General features: G+C 57.6%; 15 protein-coding genes. 7 read left to right on the top strand and 8 right to left on the bottom strand.

The genetic code is table 11. The features are described 5' to 3' along the window. The gene (locus ACR0B8_RS05990; RefSeq protein WP_170395977.1) at positions 1-483 is read left to right on the top strand and encodes a hypothetical protein; all 483 of its coding nucleotides are present in this window, start codon (positions 1-3) and stop codon (positions 481-483) included. A 12-nt stretch (positions 484-495) separates the two neighbouring features. On the opposite strand, the gene ntrX is transcribed toward ACR0B8_RS05990, so the two are convergent. From ntrX to dusB, 5 genes are all read right to left on the bottom strand, one after another. Further along, entirely contained in the window at positions 496-1,905 is a 1,410-nt protein-coding gene (gene ntrX / locus ACR0B8_RS05995; RefSeq protein WP_170348886.1) for a nitrogen assimilation response regulator NtrX, read from the bottom strand. Next, positions 1,902-4,190: a sensor histidine kinase NtrY-like gene (locus tag ACR0B8_RS06000; protein WP_226688379.1), complete on the bottom strand. Its 2,289-nt coding sequence runs from the start codon at positions 4,188-4,190 to the stop codon at positions 1,902-1,904. The genes ntrX and ACR0B8_RS06000 overlap by 4 nt, the downstream gene beginning before the upstream one ends. 99 nt (positions 4,191-4,289) lie before the next feature. Continuing rightward, the gene (locus tag ACR0B8_RS06005) at positions 4,290-5,657 is read right to left on the bottom strand and encodes a response regulator (RefSeq protein WP_170358733.1); all 1,368 of its coding nucleotides are present in this window, start codon (positions 5,655-5,657) and stop codon (positions 4,290-4,292) included. Between the two features lie 17 nt (positions 5,658-5,674). Further along, positions 5,675-6,742: a two-component system sensor histidine kinase NtrB gene (locus ACR0B8_RS06010; RefSeq protein ID WP_170348889.1), complete on the bottom strand. Its 1,068-nt coding sequence runs from the start codon at positions 6,740-6,742 to the stop codon at positions 5,675-5,677. Beyond that, positions 6,739-7,722 carry a tRNA dihydrouridine synthase DusB gene (gene dusB, locus ACR0B8_RS06015; RefSeq protein WP_226688378.1) on the bottom strand — a complete coding sequence of 328 codons (984 nt, stop codon included), beginning with the start codon at positions 7,720-7,722 and terminating at the stop codon, positions 6,739-6,741. The genes ACR0B8_RS06010 and dusB overlap by 4 nt, the downstream gene beginning before the upstream one ends. Positions 7,723-7,906: 184 nt before the next feature. On the opposite strand from dusB, the gene ACR0B8_RS06020 reads away from it, so the two are divergent. The 3 genes from ACR0B8_RS06020 to ACR0B8_RS06030 are packed head-to-tail and all read left to right on the top strand — an operon-like array spanning position 7,907 to position 10,004. After that, positions 7,907-9,037, top strand: coding sequence for a bifunctional 2-C-methyl-D-erythritol 4-phosphate cytidylyltransferase/2-C-methyl-D-erythritol 2,4-cyclodiphosphate synthase (locus ACR0B8_RS06020; protein ID WP_170358737.1), 1,131 nt, complete (start codon positions 7,907-7,909; stop codon positions 9,035-9,037). Beyond that, positions 9,034-9,531 carry a phosphatidylglycerophosphatase A family protein gene (locus tag ACR0B8_RS06025; protein WP_170348892.1) on the top strand — a complete coding sequence of 166 codons (498 nt, stop codon included), beginning with the start codon at positions 9,034-9,036 and terminating at the stop codon, positions 9,529-9,531. Before ACR0B8_RS06020 ends, ACR0B8_RS06025 begins: the two co-directional genes overlap by 4 nt. Continuing rightward, a complete protein-coding gene (locus tag ACR0B8_RS06030) occupies positions 9,528-10,004 on the top strand; it encodes a CinA family protein (RefSeq protein ID WP_170358739.1) in 477 nt (158 codons plus the stop codon). Before ACR0B8_RS06025 ends, ACR0B8_RS06030 begins: the two co-directional genes overlap by 4 nt. 17 nt (positions 10,005-10,021) lie before the next feature. Here the strand turns inward: ACR0B8_RS06030 and ACR0B8_RS06035 are convergent, their stop codons facing one another. Together ACR0B8_RS06035 and ACR0B8_RS06040 are read right to left on the bottom strand one after the other, a co-directional pair. After that, positions 10,022-11,122, bottom strand: coding sequence for a hypothetical protein (locus tag ACR0B8_RS06035; RefSeq protein ID WP_226688377.1), 1,101 nt, complete (start codon positions 11,120-11,122; stop codon positions 10,022-10,024). A gap of 130 nt (positions 11,123-11,252) precedes the next feature. After that, complete coding sequence (locus ACR0B8_RS06040) at positions 11,253-11,660, bottom strand: SET domain-containing protein-lysine N-methyltransferase (RefSeq protein WP_170549197.1); 408 nt, start codon at positions 11,658-11,660, stop codon at positions 11,253-11,255. A gap of 340 nt (positions 11,661-12,000) precedes the next feature. On the opposite strand from ACR0B8_RS06040, the gene ACR0B8_RS06045 reads away from it, so the two are divergent. The 3 genes from ACR0B8_RS06045 to ACR0B8_RS06055 all read left to right on the top strand — a co-directional run bounded on the left by ACR0B8_RS06045 (position 12,001) and on the right by ACR0B8_RS06055 (position 15,719). After that, positions 12,001-13,182 carry an ammonium transporter gene (locus ACR0B8_RS06045; RefSeq protein WP_480658161.1) on the top strand — a complete coding sequence of 394 codons (1,182 nt, stop codon included), beginning with the start codon at positions 12,001-12,003 and terminating at the stop codon, positions 13,180-13,182. A gap of 142 nt (positions 13,183-13,324) precedes the next feature. Beyond that, on the top strand, positions 13,325-14,005 hold the full coding sequence (locus ACR0B8_RS06050) for an orotate phosphoribosyltransferase (protein WP_480658159.1): 681 nt from the start codon (positions 13,325-13,327) through the stop codon (positions 14,003-14,005). A gap of 223 nt (positions 14,006-14,228) precedes the next feature. After that, positions 14,229-15,719, top strand: a complete 1,491-nt coding sequence (locus tag ACR0B8_RS06055; RefSeq protein ID WP_170348898.1) for a replicative DNA helicase — start codon at positions 14,229-14,231, stop codon at positions 15,717-15,719. Between the two features lies 1 nt (position 15,720). Here ACR0B8_RS06055 and ACR0B8_RS06060 read toward each other — a convergent pair whose 3' ends face one another. After that, positions 15,721-16,260, bottom strand: a complete 540-nt coding sequence (locus ACR0B8_RS06060; protein WP_254437175.1) for a GNAT family N-acetyltransferase — start codon at positions 16,258-16,260, stop codon at positions 15,721-15,723. Between the last annotated feature and the right edge of the window lie 26 nt (positions 16,261-16,286).

A 16,286-nucleotide genomic window follows, 5' to 3' on the forward strand; every position in this document is an offset into this window, starting at 1 on the left:
ATGAAATCAGTACTTCGTTTGATTATTCCATTGATGGTCTTGTCCGCATGCGAAGGCCCCCTTTCACTGTATTATCGTGAAGGTGAGAGCGTTACGCGCCTTCAAGCTGAGACCACTCAATGCCAGGTTAAGGCGCTGGAAGAGGTTCCGGTGGCCACTCAGATACGTCAAAGCCCGCCCACGTATTGGCCCGGGCGCACCTATTGTGATGGGCGGGGGCGCTGTTACCGCTCGCCCGGCTGGTGGCAGCCCGGTCAGGTTTACAGCGTCGATGCAAATCAAGGATTGCGCAATCAGGTCGAGGCCCAGTGCATGGCCAAAAAAGGGTTTCGCCCGATCAGCCTGCCGCCTTGCAAGCAGAACGTGAAATCACGGGTGCCCGCCGTGGCCACCACGACATTGCCACCGATAGGCACCCAATCGTGCTATGTGAAATTCGACAACGGGTCGTTCCAGATCATCGATCCCGGTCAGGCGGGGTAACGGCCCGGCGGATTATTCCGCCGGCTCCGGTTCGTCCAGTTGTGCCACTCGCGCGCCCGATTTGTTCGAGGTCACAACCCCCAGCGATTTTAGTTTGCGGTGCAGCGCGCTGCGCTCCATCCCGACAAAGCTGGCGGTACGGCTGATATTGCCGCCAAAGCGGTTGATCTGGGTCAGCAGGTATTCCCGCTCGAACGCCTCGCGGGCTTCGCGCAGGGGCAAGGTCGCCAGCGCACCCGATAGCACCACACGACCCGAGTCGTCGGTCTTTTCTTCTTCGGCGGGCAATTCCTTGGCCTCGATCGGGCCAGAATCGTCCCCCAGGATCAGCACGCGTTCAATCAGGTTCTTGAGCTGCCGCACATTGCCTGGCCAAGTCATGGTCTGTAACAGCGCCACCGCCTCTTCCGAGATCTCACGCATCGCGAGCCCCTGCGTTTCATTACACATCTCAATGAAATGCTGCGCCAGAACCGGGATATCCTCGCGCCGTTCTTCCAGCGACGGCACTGCAATCGGCACCACGTTCAGGCGGTGATACAATTCTTCGCGGAACCGATCGGCGGCGATTTCCGTTTCAAGATCGCGGTTGGTTGATGAAATTACCCGCAGATCAACCCGCACCTTGTCCGACCCACCAACACGTTGGAATTGCTGATCGACTAGCACACGCAATATCTTGGACTGCGTGCCCATCGGCATATCGGCCACCTCGTCGAAATAGACCACACCGCCATGCGCTTCTTCCAGCAGGCCGGGCTCGATCCCACGTTCCGAGGATTCACGGCCAAACAGAACTTCTTCCACACGCTCAGGTTCAACCCCGGCGCAGTTCACGGTCACAAAGGGCGCATTGGCGCGGTTGGAATGCGCGTGGATATATCGCGCAGCGATTTCCTTGCCCGATCCGGCAGGGCCGCTCAGCATCACACGACCGTTCGACTTGGTCACCTTGTCCAACTGGCTTTGCATCGCGCGGAAAGACGCGGACTTGCCGATCATATCCGAATTGGTGACCTCTTTGCGCTTCAACGAGGCATTCTCGCGACGCAGGCGCGAGGTTTCCATGGCGCGTCGGATCACCACCATCAACTGGTCGATATTAAAGGGCTTTTCGATAAAGTCATACGCCCCTTGCTTGATCGCCGCCACGGCAATTTCAATGTTTCCATGGCCGGAAATAATCACCACCGGCACGTCGGGGTTGTCGCGTTTCACCGCCTTCAGAATGTCGATCCCGTCCATGCGGCTGTCTTTCAGCCAGATATCCAGTATCAACAGCCCCGGCGGTTCAGAATTGATTTCGGCCATGCACTCGTCTGAGTTGCCAGCCAGCCGGGTTGAATAGCCTTCATCCTCCAGAATGTCGGACACCAGCTCGCGAATATCGCGTTCGTCATCTACGATCAGAATGTCGCTCATCTTTGGCCTGCTTTCAGTTTGTTTGTATGAATTGCCTGCTTCTGTGGCGCTGCGGTCGGAGAGAGATTTCCCCCTGGTAAACGGATCACGGCCATCGCACCAAAATGGTCCTGTCCGTCAAAGACGGGTGCATCTTCCAGAGTGAGCGCCCCGCCATGTTCTTCGATAATCTTTTTGACGATGGGCAGGCCCAAACCTGTGCCTTCGTCCCTTGTGGTCACATACGGCTCGAACAGTCGCGCCCGATCTTCGGGCAGTCCGATGCCGTTGTCAGCGATGGTAATCACCGTACCCGCGTCATCGCTGATCACGTCCACCTTTATCTGTGGCTTCAGGTTATCTGGTGGGCCTTTTTGTTTTAGTGTTTCAATGGCCTCACCGGCATTCTTGATCAGATTAGTCAGAGCCTGATTCAGCATCGTGGCGTCCACATCCGTCAATATCGGTTGATCCGGCAGCGTTGCATCGATCTGCACGTCCGGCTGCCCGGCCTGCTGCAACAGCACCGCCTCGCGCACCAGTCCGACGACGTCTTCTTCGCGCCTGTCTGGTTCCGGCATCCGTGCGAATTTCGAAAACTCGTCCACGATCCGCCGTAGATCATTTGTCTGCCGCACGATAACGTCGGTCATAGATTCAAGGCTATCGCAATCCTCTTCATCCAACTTGCGTGCGAATTTGCGTTTAATCCGTTCCGCGCTCAGCTGGATTGGCGTCAGCGGGTTCTTGATCTCGTGCGCGATCCGCCGCGCGACGTCGCCCCAAGCGGCCATCCGCTGCGCACTGACCAGATCGGTCACATCATCGAAAGCAACCACATAACCCTCAAGCCCGCCATCTTCGCCACGGCGGGTCGCCATGCGGACCAGCAGGTTTTCAAGTTGACCTTTGCGGGTGACCTTGATCTCACCCTGCACGGCCTCTTGCCCACTTTCCTTTAGGCTTTCGAACAGCGGTAGGAACTCCGGCACCGCAATTCCGATGGCAAGCTGCTCATCCACGCGCGTCCAGTCTAGCAACCGCTCGGCCGAACGGTTCACGAATGTCACGCAGCCATCTGGGTCAACACCAACCACGCCCGAGGTCACCGAGCTAAGCACAGAATCGAACAAACGCCGACGGCGTTCAATCTGGCGGGTGTTCTCAAGTAACGTATCGCGCTGTCCTTTAAGTTGTCGCGTCATCTGATTGAAATAACGGCCTAACATTGCAATTTCGTCATCGTTGGCCTCTTCAATCACCTGCACACTCAGATCACCCGCACCAACGCGCTGAGCAGCCGTGGTCAATCGACCCACCGGGCGCGAGAGGCGTTCGGCGAACCACATGCCCAGCGACATAGCCGCCAGAATAAGGATCACTGCAAAGCCCAGATACAGCAGTCCGAATTCGAACAGCACCCTGCCCCGTTCGCTTTCCAACTGTTGGTAGAATTGCGCCGTTTCCTTGGTATCGTCCAGCAGCGTCAACAGCTGTCCATCCACCTCGCGGCTGACATACAGATACCGGTCCAGATAAGCCTGCAATGGAACAAGCGCGCGGAATTCATTATTTTGCCAATCGGCGATGATCAGGACGCCGTCATCCGTGGCCTGAATCATTTGTTCAGGTGTGGGGGCTTCGAAATCGAATAGATAAGAACGATCCCCGCGCGACTTGATTTCGCCAATACCATCAATGACATACGCCTCGCGCAGACCACGTTGAATCTGTGCTTGTCCTTGCGCAAGAACTTCGCGCAGCTCCGCGTCCGAAATGTAAAAGTCACGGTTACGCGCATTATCCAGGTACCGCGCAAGAATGGTTGCATCCTGCGTCAGACCCTGCCGGTGTTCCAACTCGTACGCCTCGGCCGCGGTCAGGGACGAGCCCACCACCTGACGTACGCGATCCGAAAACCACCCTTCCAGACCGATATTCACCGTCAACCCCGCAAAGATCGCAACGGTGACAGTCGGCACCAGAGCCAACAGCGTGAATGCGCCGATCAATCGAAGGTGTAGACGGGAGCCCGCGGATTTCGCCCGGCGCGCCGCGATCAGGTTGAAGACCTGCCCCAAAACAAGGGCGGCCACGACCAGCACATAAACCAAATCTGCCAGAAGGATCAGGCGCAGCGTTGGGGCCGTTGCCCCCAGATCAAAAGGACCGATGACAAGATAGGTCGACAACGCCAGCGCAGGGCCCAGAAGAACCAGCCCCAATGTGCCGAAATTGCGCAGTTTTCGGGATTTCCGCCACCGATTTATCGCTGGAATCGGCCCGCTCTGTGCCCGGGTTGCCACCGTCTGCCCTCATCCTGATGTGTCGCTTGCGCGACGTACCGCCATATGTCGTGGTCCTTGCCGGGTGAGAACCCAGATGCCACGATTTGTGTGGCGATATTACATCAGTTTGCGTCGACGTGTCACCTGAATATCGAGATCTGTAATCTTTTTCCGCAACGTATTCCGGTTAATCCCCAGCAGATCCGCACATTTCGCCTGATTTCCGCCAGTTGCGTCCAAAGCCTGTTCTATCAGTGGCGCCTCGACCTCGCGCAAAATCCGCTGATACAGGCCCGGTGGCGGTAAGAGATTTCCGTGAAGGTCGAAATATCGGCGCAAATGACGGGCAACTGAGGCCGATAATTTCTCACGTTCACCATCGCCCAGAATCGGTTCGGCCTCGGGCTGGCTGCCCAGAACCATTTCGACCTCAGATTTGGTAATCTCGTCGGTGCGGCTGGTCAGGCTCAGACGGCGCACGGCGTTTTCCAGCTGCCGCACATTGCCCGGCCACGAATAACGTCGAAACAGCTCTACAGCATCAGGGCTGAGCCAGCGTTTGGCGCCATGCTCACGCTCTTCGCGCGCCAGAAAGTGATCGGCCAACAAGATGATGTCGTCCACCCGCTCGCGTAAGGCGGGCACATGCACCGTTGCGCCGCACAGGCGATAATACAGATCTTGGCGCACCCGCCCATTCTCCATCGCTTCGGTCAGGTCCGACTGGCTGGTGGCCATGAAGCGCGGAACGTGATCACCGGGCGTATCCATCATACGCACGATGCGTGCCTGCAATTCGTCTTCGATATCAGCAATCTCATCGATCAACAGTGTGCCGCCACGTACGCGCGCCATGATGCGTGCGGGCCCTTCCAGATCGCGCAGGTCCGCCGCAGTGGCGGTTACAAACGGCAATGTGCGCCGATCCGAGAAGTCATGAATAGCGCGTGCAATCAATGATTTACCTGTGCCACTATCCCCAGATATCATCACCGACAAATCGGTATTCATCACCCGGGCGACCAACCGGTACAGCGCCTGCATCACCGGCGTACGCCCAACAAGGGGCAGTTCTTCCGGGCGATCTTCGGAAACTTCGATCGCTTCGGTCTGCACATGTTGCTTCTGCTCAAGCGCCCGAGCGGTCCGCTTCATCAGATCGGGCAGATCGAAGGGCTTGGGCAAGTAGTCATAGGCATCCGCCTCAGCCGCCTGAATCGCCGTCATGATCGTGTTCTGGGCCGAAATCACGATGACCGGCAAACCGGGTCGATCTTGCGAGATTTTCGGTAGCATCTCCAGCCCGTTACCGTCCGGCATTACCACGTCTGAGATCACGACGTCGCCTTTGCCTTCGCCAACCCAGCGCATCAACGTGGTCAGCGACGAGGTCGCGTGTACTTTGCACCCCGCCCGCGTCAGGGCCTGCGTCAGAACAGTGCGGATCGTGCGGTCGTCATCTGCAACCAGTACTGTACCATCCATCGGGTGCTCTCCTTGTTTTACATTGCGTCTTTTGGTGCCCGCCTCAGCGAGATGCGGAACACCGTGCGGCCCGGCACCGAGTCGGCTGAAATCCAGCCGTCATGGTCCGAGATGATCTTGCTGACCAGCGCCAGCCCAAGGCCGGTGCCGTTTTCCTTGCCTGAAACGAAGGGATCAAAAATATCCCCACGTATCTTCTCGGGCAGACCCGGGCCATCGTCGATGATTTCGATCTGCAGCGGCAGAGAATGTCCCGACCCGTCATTGCGTCGCAGCCGGAAGGAGTGTTCGAAATAGGTGCGCAAGCGGATCGTTCCGCCCTTGGGGTCAGCGGCCTCCGAGGCGTTCTTGAGCAGGTTCAACACCACCTGCAGGAACTGATCCGGGTCTCCGTAGGCCAGCGGCAACGAAGGGTCGTAATCCTCGATAATTTTCATATGCGCGCCAAACCCCAGCAGCGCCGACCGGCGCGCGCGGTCGAGGACGTCATGAACATTGACCGGTTTGAAATCAGGTTGTTGCAGGTTTCCGAATTGCTCGACCTGTTCCAGCAACTTAACGATGCGGCGACTTTCAGCGACAATAAGATCTGTTAGTTCTAGGTCTTGCGGCGGGATATTCATGCTGAGCAATTGCGCCGCGCCGGTGATCCCGGCCAGTGGATTCTTGATCTCATGCGCCAGCATCTCGGCCATGCCGATGGCGGACTGCGCTGCCGATTTCACCGTATTGCCCAAGGTCATTCGCCCGGCCAGTTCACGCGGTGAGATGATCATGATCATCGATCCGGGATGCCCGACCAAAGGCGCAATCTGCAATGCGCATTGCAGCGGGGCCCGGTTGCCCGACCCTGCATCCACATCGTTCACGAACAGGGGCGTGCCATGTTCACGCGCGCGCTCAAACGCTTCTTCCAGCGGGGCATCCACGGCAATCTGATCCCAGACCGGATGCCCGACAACAGCTTTGCGCGATGCGTTCAGAAACCCTTCGCCAGCCGAATTCACATCGGCAATCCGGTCTTCGGCGTTGATGATGAAAGCGGGAACCGGCAGCGAGGTCCAAATATCCTGATCCGAGGTCATGCCGCCGCCTCTGCATCTGTGTTCAGCGCATCACCCAGCAGGCGTAACACCTCGTCGGTATCGCGCGCAGTCAGAACGGAACGGCGCAGGGTGGCGGGCGTGCCGGCCTCATCCATGTACCAGCCCAGATGCTTGCGCGCGACGCGCAGGCCCAGATCGGACCCGTAGAACCCAAGCATCGCCTGATAATGCGCACGTACCATTTCGATCAGGTCGTCACCCGCCGGAACTTCCGGCGCGGCTGCGCCATAGAGATCATGACAAATCTGCGCCAGCAACCACGGCTTGCCCTGCGCCCCACGTCCGACCATCACTCCATCCGCGCCGGATTGATCCAGCGCAACACGCGCGGCGTCCGTATCCACGATATCCCCGTTCGCGATAACCGGGATCGACACCGCCTGCTTCACCGCGCGGATCGCCCGCCAATCGGCACTGCCCTTGTAGAACTGACAACGGGTACGGCCATGGATCGTGACCATACAAATACCCGCATCCTGGGCTCGTCTCGCCACGTCGGGCGCATTCAGCAGGTTGTCGTCCCAGCCCAGTCGGGTTTTCAGAGTCACCGGAACATTAACGGCTTCGACAACCGCCTCGATCAATGTCAGTGCGTGATCCGGCGTCTTTAACAAGGCTGACCCAGAATAACCGTTCGTCACCTTCTTGGCCGGGCAGCCCATGTTGATGTCGATCACCCGCGCCCCGCGATCGGCCACCTGCCTGGCGGCTTCGGCCATCCAATGCGCTTCACGCCCCGCCAGTTGAACGGCGGTGTTCTCAACATCTGCCGAAAGTTCGGCCCGCTCCCGCACGCCAGGCTTGGCCTGAACCATCTCCTGGCTGGCGACCATTTCGCTCACGACCATGCCCGCGCCAAAACGCATCACTAGATCGCGAAACGGACGGTCGGTGATTCCGGCCATCGGTGCCAGCAAGACCGGCGGGTTCAGGGCTTTGTCAGCGAGGAGCAGAGTCAACGTGCTTAATCCTTGGGCAGTTGCGGCTTTGATATCGAATTGAGCGCATATGAACAACAAAACGGCGACCTTCAAGCCCGCTAAATCATCATATGCCTATTTTTTAGGCAACTTTACGTGGGTGATTGCCTCTGCATTCACCGCACCCTAAAGATTGCCTCAAACCACCGGAGAGAACGCCCCCATGACCACCGCCGCCATCATCGTCGCCGCAGGACGCGGCTTGCGCGCCGGAGGAGGAACACCAAAGCAGTGGCGCCCATTGGCAGGGCGCCGCGTTGCGGATTGGACGATTGATCAATTTCAAGGGCAAGTCGACCAGATAGTGCTTGTCTTGTCCGAAGATGACAGGGACGCATGGGCCGAGTTCGAAAACTCTGATCTGATCCTTGCCAAGGGCGGTAGTGACCGGGCCGGATCGGTGCGCAACGGACTTGATGTGCTGTTGCCCTATGGGGTGCATCGCGTTCTTATCCATGACGTAGCGCGGCCTTGTGTTGACTTTCAGACCATTCAACAGGTTCTGGAAGCACTGGAAACCCACCCTGCTGCCGCGCCGGGGTTGGCGGTCACTGATGCGCTCTGGACCGGGGACGGTTCTATCGTGACGGGAACTCAGGACCGGACCGGGCTGTTCGCTGCGCAAACGCCGCAGGGTTTTCACTATGACGCCATCGCCTCGGCCCACGCGGCCCACCCTGGAGGCGCTGCCGACGATGTCGAGGTCGCCCGTGCCGCCGGGCTGGACGTGGCCATCGTGCCGGGCAATGCGGATAACATCAAAATCACACGGCCCGAGGATTTTGCCCGGGCGGAACGCATATTGGGAACGGATATGGATGTAAGGCTGGGCAACGGGTATGACGTGCATCGGTTTGGCGATGGGGATCACGTGATCCTGTGTGGTGTGAAGGTGCCGCATGATCGCGGCCTGCAAGGTCATTCAGACGCGGATGTGGGCATGCACGCCGTCACTGACGCCATCTATGGCGCGTTGGCGCAGGGCGACATTGGCCAGCACTTCCCCCCCTCAGACCCGCAATGGAAGGGTGCTGCCAGCGAGATTTTCTTACGCCATGCGGTCGAACTGGCCGGGCAGATGGGCTACAAAATCTCGAACGTCGACTGCACACTGGTTTGCGAATACCCCAAAATCGGCCCCCATGCGCCTGCCATGCGCAACGAGATGGCACGGATCATGGACCTAAGCGCGGATCAGGTCTCGGTCAAAGCAACGACGTCGGAACGGCTGGGGTTCACTGGCCGAAGCGAGGGGATTGCCTCACTCGCCACAGTTTGTCTGGTGAAATCATGACCGCCGCGCAACTGATCGGAACTGTCTGCGGCGTGGGCTATCTGCGACCTGCGCCCGGCACATGGGGGTCACTGGCCGCCCTGCCGCTGGCGTGGGTTCTGCATACACTGGGTGGCTTTCCGCTGTTGGTGATCGCCACACTGGCCGCGTTCTTTGGCGGTCTCTGGGCAACGCGCGTAATGACGGCAGGCCAGGACAATCACGATCCGTCCGAGATTGTCATCGACGAGGTCGCCGGGCAGTTCATCGCGCTTTGGGCAATTTCCTATCCCTCCTGGGCGCACGGGATTGAAATCACGGCACTTTGGCCGGGCTGGATTGCCGGCTTCGTGCTGTTCCGCTTGTTCGACATCACCAAACCGGGCCCTGTTGGCTGGGCCGACCGGCGCGACGACGCAATGGGTGTCATGCTGGACGATGTCATTGCCGGTATCCTCGCCGGGGTCGGAGTTCTGATCCTCGCCGGTATCTCGCACGGAGTTCTGGGCTTGTGACCGTTGCCGAAATCCTCGACCGCGCCAAGTCAAAGGGCGTGATGATCGCCACCGCCGAAAGTTGTACCGGCGGTATGGTGGCGGCGGCGCTGACCGATATCCCCGGCAGTTCAGCCGTAATCGAGCGTGGGTTTGTCACCTACACGAACACCGCGAAACAGCAAATGCTGGGGGTTCAGGGCGAAACACTGGTCGCACATGGGGCGGTTTCGGAACAGGTTGCGGGTGAAATGGCGGACGGTGCCCTGGCGCACTCCGACGCGCAATTGGCGGTTTCCGTAACCGGTATCGCGGGCCCCGGCGGTTCTGAATTCAAACCCGAAGGCCGTGTTTGTTTTGGATTGGCCGCGAAAGGCCATTCTACGCTGACCGAGACCGTCGAATTTGGTGCATTGGGTCGGGACAACGTGCGCGTGGCCGCGAGAGATCATGCTTTGGCACTGCTAGCACAAGGGCTTGTCGCGTTTTCTTAATGTGGCGCCAAAACTGCTTATCTTTTTCGAATGAAGCCCAGCACGAAAATCACCAGCAAAAGAACGACATTCGACGCCACAAGAAACAACAGCAGCTTTGGGCCATATTGGTGAATCCAGCCGGGCAACACAGGGCTGTCACCGCGCCGAAAAGACAGCAACGTCATGGCAAAAGAAGATATCGCCAATGTGTCCAGACCGGCGATGAAATACAGCAGTTTTGACTGTATCTCGAGTTGCAGCTTGGATTTTTCGTCGCTGATAAAACCGACATAATTCCGAAAATCACAGGCCGCTTTGTAAAGGCTGTCAAAGTTATCTTCGATTTGCCAGCGCGTGTTGGTCGAATCGTAACACCGGGCAAGCCAGGGCTTCAGGTTCGCCCGGTAATCAGCCCGCCTTTGACGGGCCACCTGTAGGAAAAAGATTAACTCATTTAGGGCGGTATTGAGTTCGCCAATTTTGCTTCCGTGATAGGATTCGGCGCGCTCATCCGCAGTATTGACGATCTTGTTGCGAATACGGCGCGCTTTGATCCAGTCCAGCTGCAACCTGAACATCAGCGCAACGAAATAGAATTCCTCGGCCAGGTCTTTGCGAACGATGGCGGAATAACTCCAGCCTCCGTAGATGGTCCAATCCCCATTTTCTGCCGCCGACATCTCGCATTCTTCCAATACCAGCCCTTCCTCTTCGAACAACTTCGAAAGGCGTTCATGGAATGGTGCCGTGTCCACCCCACCAAGGACGACTTGAATGGATGTGTCCAGATCAGCCTCAAGCCGCGATCCAACGCGAAGCTGCAAAACGGAAACCAGTGCGTCGACCAGTTCTGTAACTTCGGGAAGCGTGTGGTCGCGGTAGTAAGGCCGCGGGTTTTCGGGCAAGTGCGCAAGATCCGAGAAACTCGCGCCATAGACCAGACACATATCACCAGAAACCATCAGCAGAAGTTTGAAATACCACGCGTCGCAATGGGGTTCCGGGGATGTCACCAGATCCGACAGATCCCACTCAAGGCAGGCATTGCGACGCAGTTCAGTCAGACTTTTTGTGAAGGCGTTGCCAGAGAATGCGTGTAATTCATCAGTATGGTTTGCGTTAAGCCTGTTCTCCAAGATCTCCTCGGCCGCTTTACCGCAAAGCACTGGTCTTAAAAGGACAATTTCTCGAATGACAGAGGACAGCCGGATACGGGTCTCGGTTTCCAGATGCACTGGATGAATAAGATGATGAGTGAACATATTTTCAATTGTTACGCAGGTAATTTCCGTGTGGAGAATTTAGATAGGTTTCGGGAACGCCATGCTCGAGGTAATCAAGCGTCAATTCTTCTCCTTCACGAATATCCTTGCAGGCCACAATGGCCCAATCGGTTCTGAGTATTGAAAGATTGGGGGTAAACGAATGGTTAATCAAAGCGTATTGGGTGGCAAATGGGCGGCAGAGTACCTTGCTTCCGCCAACCCCGTTCCACTCCAGATCGCGAACCGTGGGATGACGATCATAATCGACGATTTGGCCGTCCAAATACCCCAAAACCGCGCCGGTTTGGATATCGGACCGCGCAAACAAGCCTGTGCCGTGAATGTCACTGATGCCCTCCAGGACTTTATCCAAATTCTGGATGCGTGGTCCTGCCAACTCCACCGTCATTCCGGCCCCTCCTGTCGTCGCAACCGACTTTAGAAGCCGCTTTCAACCAAGACAAGCAATCCCTTAGCGCAGGTCGCTTTCTAATGGGTCATACGTTGGCGGGCCTGACACCCGCTTACACGTCGGTTTCCCTAATGACACCAGTAGATCTGCGCCAACGCACCTTTCCCAAGTTGTTTAATTTTTGGGCATCCAGCACCATCAGGTGCCTGTTTTATCACCGCTTGGCCAAAAGCCCGTTAATCAGGCGCTAAAACCGCGTCTGCCTCTTTTTTCCGCGACTGCTGTCGGCTTCAACCCCTTCCACGCACGTAAAAGACGCAAAAAAGGAGACCGGCTGATGAATGGAGCCGATACCGCCTGGATCATAGTGGCAACCGCCCTAGTCCTGTTCATGACATTGCCGGGCCTGGCCCTGTTCTACGGCGGCCTAGTGCGCGCCCGCAACGTGCTGAGCGTCTTCATGCACTGTTTCAGCATCGCCTGTTTGATGAGCATCCTGTGGCTGGTCGCAGGCTATTCCATCGCATTTGGCGACGGTGGGTCGGGCCTTTGGGGCGGGCTGGGCAAAGCGTTTTTGAACGGTGTCGACGCCGACAGCCTGTCGGGCACCCTGCCAGAAGTCCTGTTTTTTGCCTTCCAGATGACCTTTGCCATCATCACCCCAGCCCTGATCGTTGGGGCCTATGTCGAACGTGTGGGGTTTGGGTTTGTCCTGACATTCTCAGCCCTGTGGATGTTGCTGTGCTACGCGCCCGTGGTGCATTGGATTTGGGGCGGCGGCATGCTGACCGATGGTGGCATTCTTGGTGAGGTGGGTGTCCGCGACTTTGCGGGTGGCATCGTTGTCCATGAAACCGCCGGTCTGGCTGCACTGATCATCGCCATTGCACTTGGACCACGCCGCAATCGCACGACGCCGCCGCACAACCCCGGCTTTGTCATGATTGGTGCCGCGATGTTGTGGGTCGGCTGGTTCGGTTTCAATGGCGGCTCGCAACTGGTCGCTGATGGTGGTGCGGCGATGGCGATGACTGTCACGCATATCTCGGCGGCGACCGCGTCACTGACATGGGCGCTGTACGAACGCATCAAATACGGCAAAGCCTCGATGGTGGGGCTGGTCACCGGCACAATCGCCGGTCTGGCCTCGATCACCCCGGCCTCGGGCTATGTCGATCCGGTGCAGGCGCTAATCATCGGTGCAGTCGCAGGTGTCCTATGTCAGGAGGCGGTCAACGTCATCCGCAACATCGCCAAGATCGACGACACGCTGGACGTCTTTGCCGTTCACGGCGTGGGCGGCATCTTTGGCACGCTGATGATCGCCGTATTCGGTTTGGGCGCTTGGACTGCCCAGATTGGCGGGCTGGTGATTGTGGGTGCCTTTACGGCAGTTGTCACTTTTGTGTTGATCAAACTGGTTGCACTTATCACCCCGCTTCGCGTAGACGCAGAAACCGAGACAAACGGGCTCGATCTGTCGGTACACGGTGAACGGGCCTATGATATGAGCAGCTAAGCCCACCTTAGCCTGCGCGGCCCGCAAGGGCGCAAAGCGGACCTCTTGCGGGTCCGCTTTTCTTTTGCGGCTCAGCCCTCTCGACTCTGGCCCAATGGACAGGCTATCAGCCCGCAATGTCATTTTGTCCCGAGGTTGCACCATGATCCCCAGCTCTTTCCCCGATAGCACCGAAATCGCCCGCCTGACCGCGCGGATGCTGCTGGAGATCAAGGCCGTCCACTTTAACTCGCGCGAACCGTTCACATTGGCCTCGGGTCTGCCCAGCCCGACCTATATCGATTGTCGCAAGCTGATCTCGTACCCGCGCATCCGCTCGTCCTTGATGGATTTCCTGACGGTCACGGTAATGCGTGATGCGGGTTTTGAGGCGTTTGATAACATCGCAGGTGGTGAGACAGCCGGCATCCCGTTTGCCGCCATGGTCGCCGAGCGTATGGCTCTGCCGATGACCTATGTGCGCAAAAAGCCCAAAGGCTATGGCCGCAACGCCCGTATCGAAGGCGCCATGAGCGAAGGTGAGCGTGTATTGCTGGTCGAGGACCTGACGACCGATGGCGGCTCAAAGCTGTCCTTTGTGGATGCGATCCGTGAAACCGGCGCAACCTGCGGACACACAGCCGTGATCTTCTACTATGGCATTTTCCCTGAAACCGAGAAAACGCTGGGCGATCATGGCGTGAAGCTGCATCACCTTTGCACATGGTGGGATGTTTTGGCAGAGGCCAAAGCGCAGAAAGCCTTTGACCAAGAAACACTTGATGGTGTCGAGGCCTTCCTGAACGACCCGCGCAAGTGGCAGGATGCGAATAAATCCACGTAAACTTGCTGTGGATTACTTGGGGATAAACGTCTGAGAATCGGCTTTGGGGAAACAATATATAGTGACATCTGCGTGATATCCTACATAATAGACCAAATCCATTCTGGAACTATGGCGTCTTCAAAACTTATCCCAAGGCGTTACCCATAGTTACCCACAAGTATTTCCAGATAGCCGACACGCCGGTGTCGCGTGTAATAACACCGTGGGCAGCGGGGACAAAATGAACGAGATAAGCAGCATCGAGCAGGCAGCGGCGAAGATTCAGAACGCCGAAACAATGCCGCATTCCATTGAAGCCGAACAACAGCTTCTGGGTGCGATCCTGACCAACAACGATCTTTATGACCGGGTGGCCTCGATCATCGGGTCCGAGCATTTTTATGATCCGGTCCACGCCCGCATCTACGAGGTTGCGGCCAATCGCATCGCCAAGAATGCGCTGGCCTCGCCCGTCACGCTGAAATCCTTTATGGCCGAAGATGAAGGTCTGAAGGAACTGGGCGGCCCCGCCTATCTGGTGAAGCTGGCCGGGGCTTCGATCAGCGCGTTTGCTGTGCATGACTACGCCCAGATGATCTATGACTTGGCTATTCGCCGCGAGTTGATCCGGCTGGGTCGGGATATCTCTGACAAGGCGGCGCGGGTGGATGTATCCAGCGAGCCCAAAGAACAGATCGTCGAGGCTGAACAGCAACTTTATCAGTTATCCGAGCAGGGCCAGACCGAACAGGGTTTCCAATCTTTCCTCAAGGCGGTCACAGAAGCCGTCAACGTCACCAACGAAGCGTATCAACGTGGTGGTGGCATGGCGGGAATTTCTACCGGTCTGGCCGACCTGGACAAACAGTTGGGCGGGCTGCATCCGTCCGACTTGATTATTCTTGCGGGTCGTCCGTCGATGGGGAAAACCTCGTTGGCGACCAATGTGGCGTTCAACGTGGCCAAGGCGTACAAGCGCGGCACCAAGCCGGATGGCACCGAAGGCGCGATTGACGGTGGCGTTGTGGGTTTCTTCTCGCTTGAGATGAGTGCCGAGCAATTGGCGGGCCGGGTTCTGGCCGAAGCCTCCGAGATTTCCAGCCACAAAATTCGTCAGGGTGACATGACGGAATCCGAATTCCGCCGCTTTGTCGACGCGGCCAAGGATCTGGAAGCCTGCCCTTTGTTCATCGACGACACCCCGGCCCTGCCGATCTCTCAGTTGGCCGCCCGCGCCCGGCGGTTGAAGCGGACGCATGGGCTGGACCTGCTGGTCATCGACTATCTGCAGCTGTGCCGTGGCATGGCCGAAAATCGGGTTAACGAGATTGCCGAAATTTCGATGGGCATGAAGGCCATCGCCAAAGAACTGAATATCCCGGTCATCGCCCTGTCACAGCTGAGCCGTCAGGTCGAAAACCGCGACGACAAGCGCCCGCAATTGTCTGACCTGCGGGAATCGGGCTCGATCGAACAGGATGCCGACGTGGTGATGTTCGTGTTCCGCGAGGAATATTATAAGGAACGCGAAAAACCCGGCGATCACGAGCTGGAAAAGATGGAAGAGTGGAAACAGGCCATGGAGCGCCTGCACGCCAAAGCCGAAGTTATCGTCGGCAAACAGCGTCACGGCCCCATCGGCACGGTCGAGCTGTCGTTCGAGGCTCAGTTCACCCGGTTCGGTAACTTAGTCAAACCCTGGCAACAGGACGGCCAGATCGAAGGCTACTGACCTACCACATCTCAGGCTTATTGAATGCGCTGACACAGCGGGACGGGCCCATAAGCGGCGCATCGTCGCCAGTCAAGGATTGTCCAAGCCAACCATGTGGCATGCTCAGCGGCTTGGGCGGTTGTGCGAATGTTTGTGCGATCGGTTGAAACCCGGTTTTGCAATAATATGCCGGATCACCGTAAGTCACTGCAAAATCAACCCCGTTATGGCGCAGTTGTTCCAATCCAAAGCCGATCAGTTTTTGACCAATGCCCAACTTTTGCCTGTCGGCGCGCACGGCCACCGGTGACATCAGAAAGACCTGGCGCGGGTCCTGATCATAGTTGAGCCGCGAGAAAAGGATGCAACCTGCCAGATTGCGGTCGTCCAAAGCCAAAACGCCCAAAAGATCTCCATCGGGTGTTGAAAGCAGCAGGTCATCCACCAAGGCAGCAACCGCACGCCCCTCTCCTTCGCCCTCTGAGGCGGTGAAGACGTCCAGAAACAAGCCGGGCAGTTCGGCAGCCCGGGCCCGGTAGTCGGCGGTCAGGTTCAGCATTACGGCCCCTTTCAGGTGGATCAACG

Source organism: Ruegeria sp. BH6 (assembly GCF_056538105.1).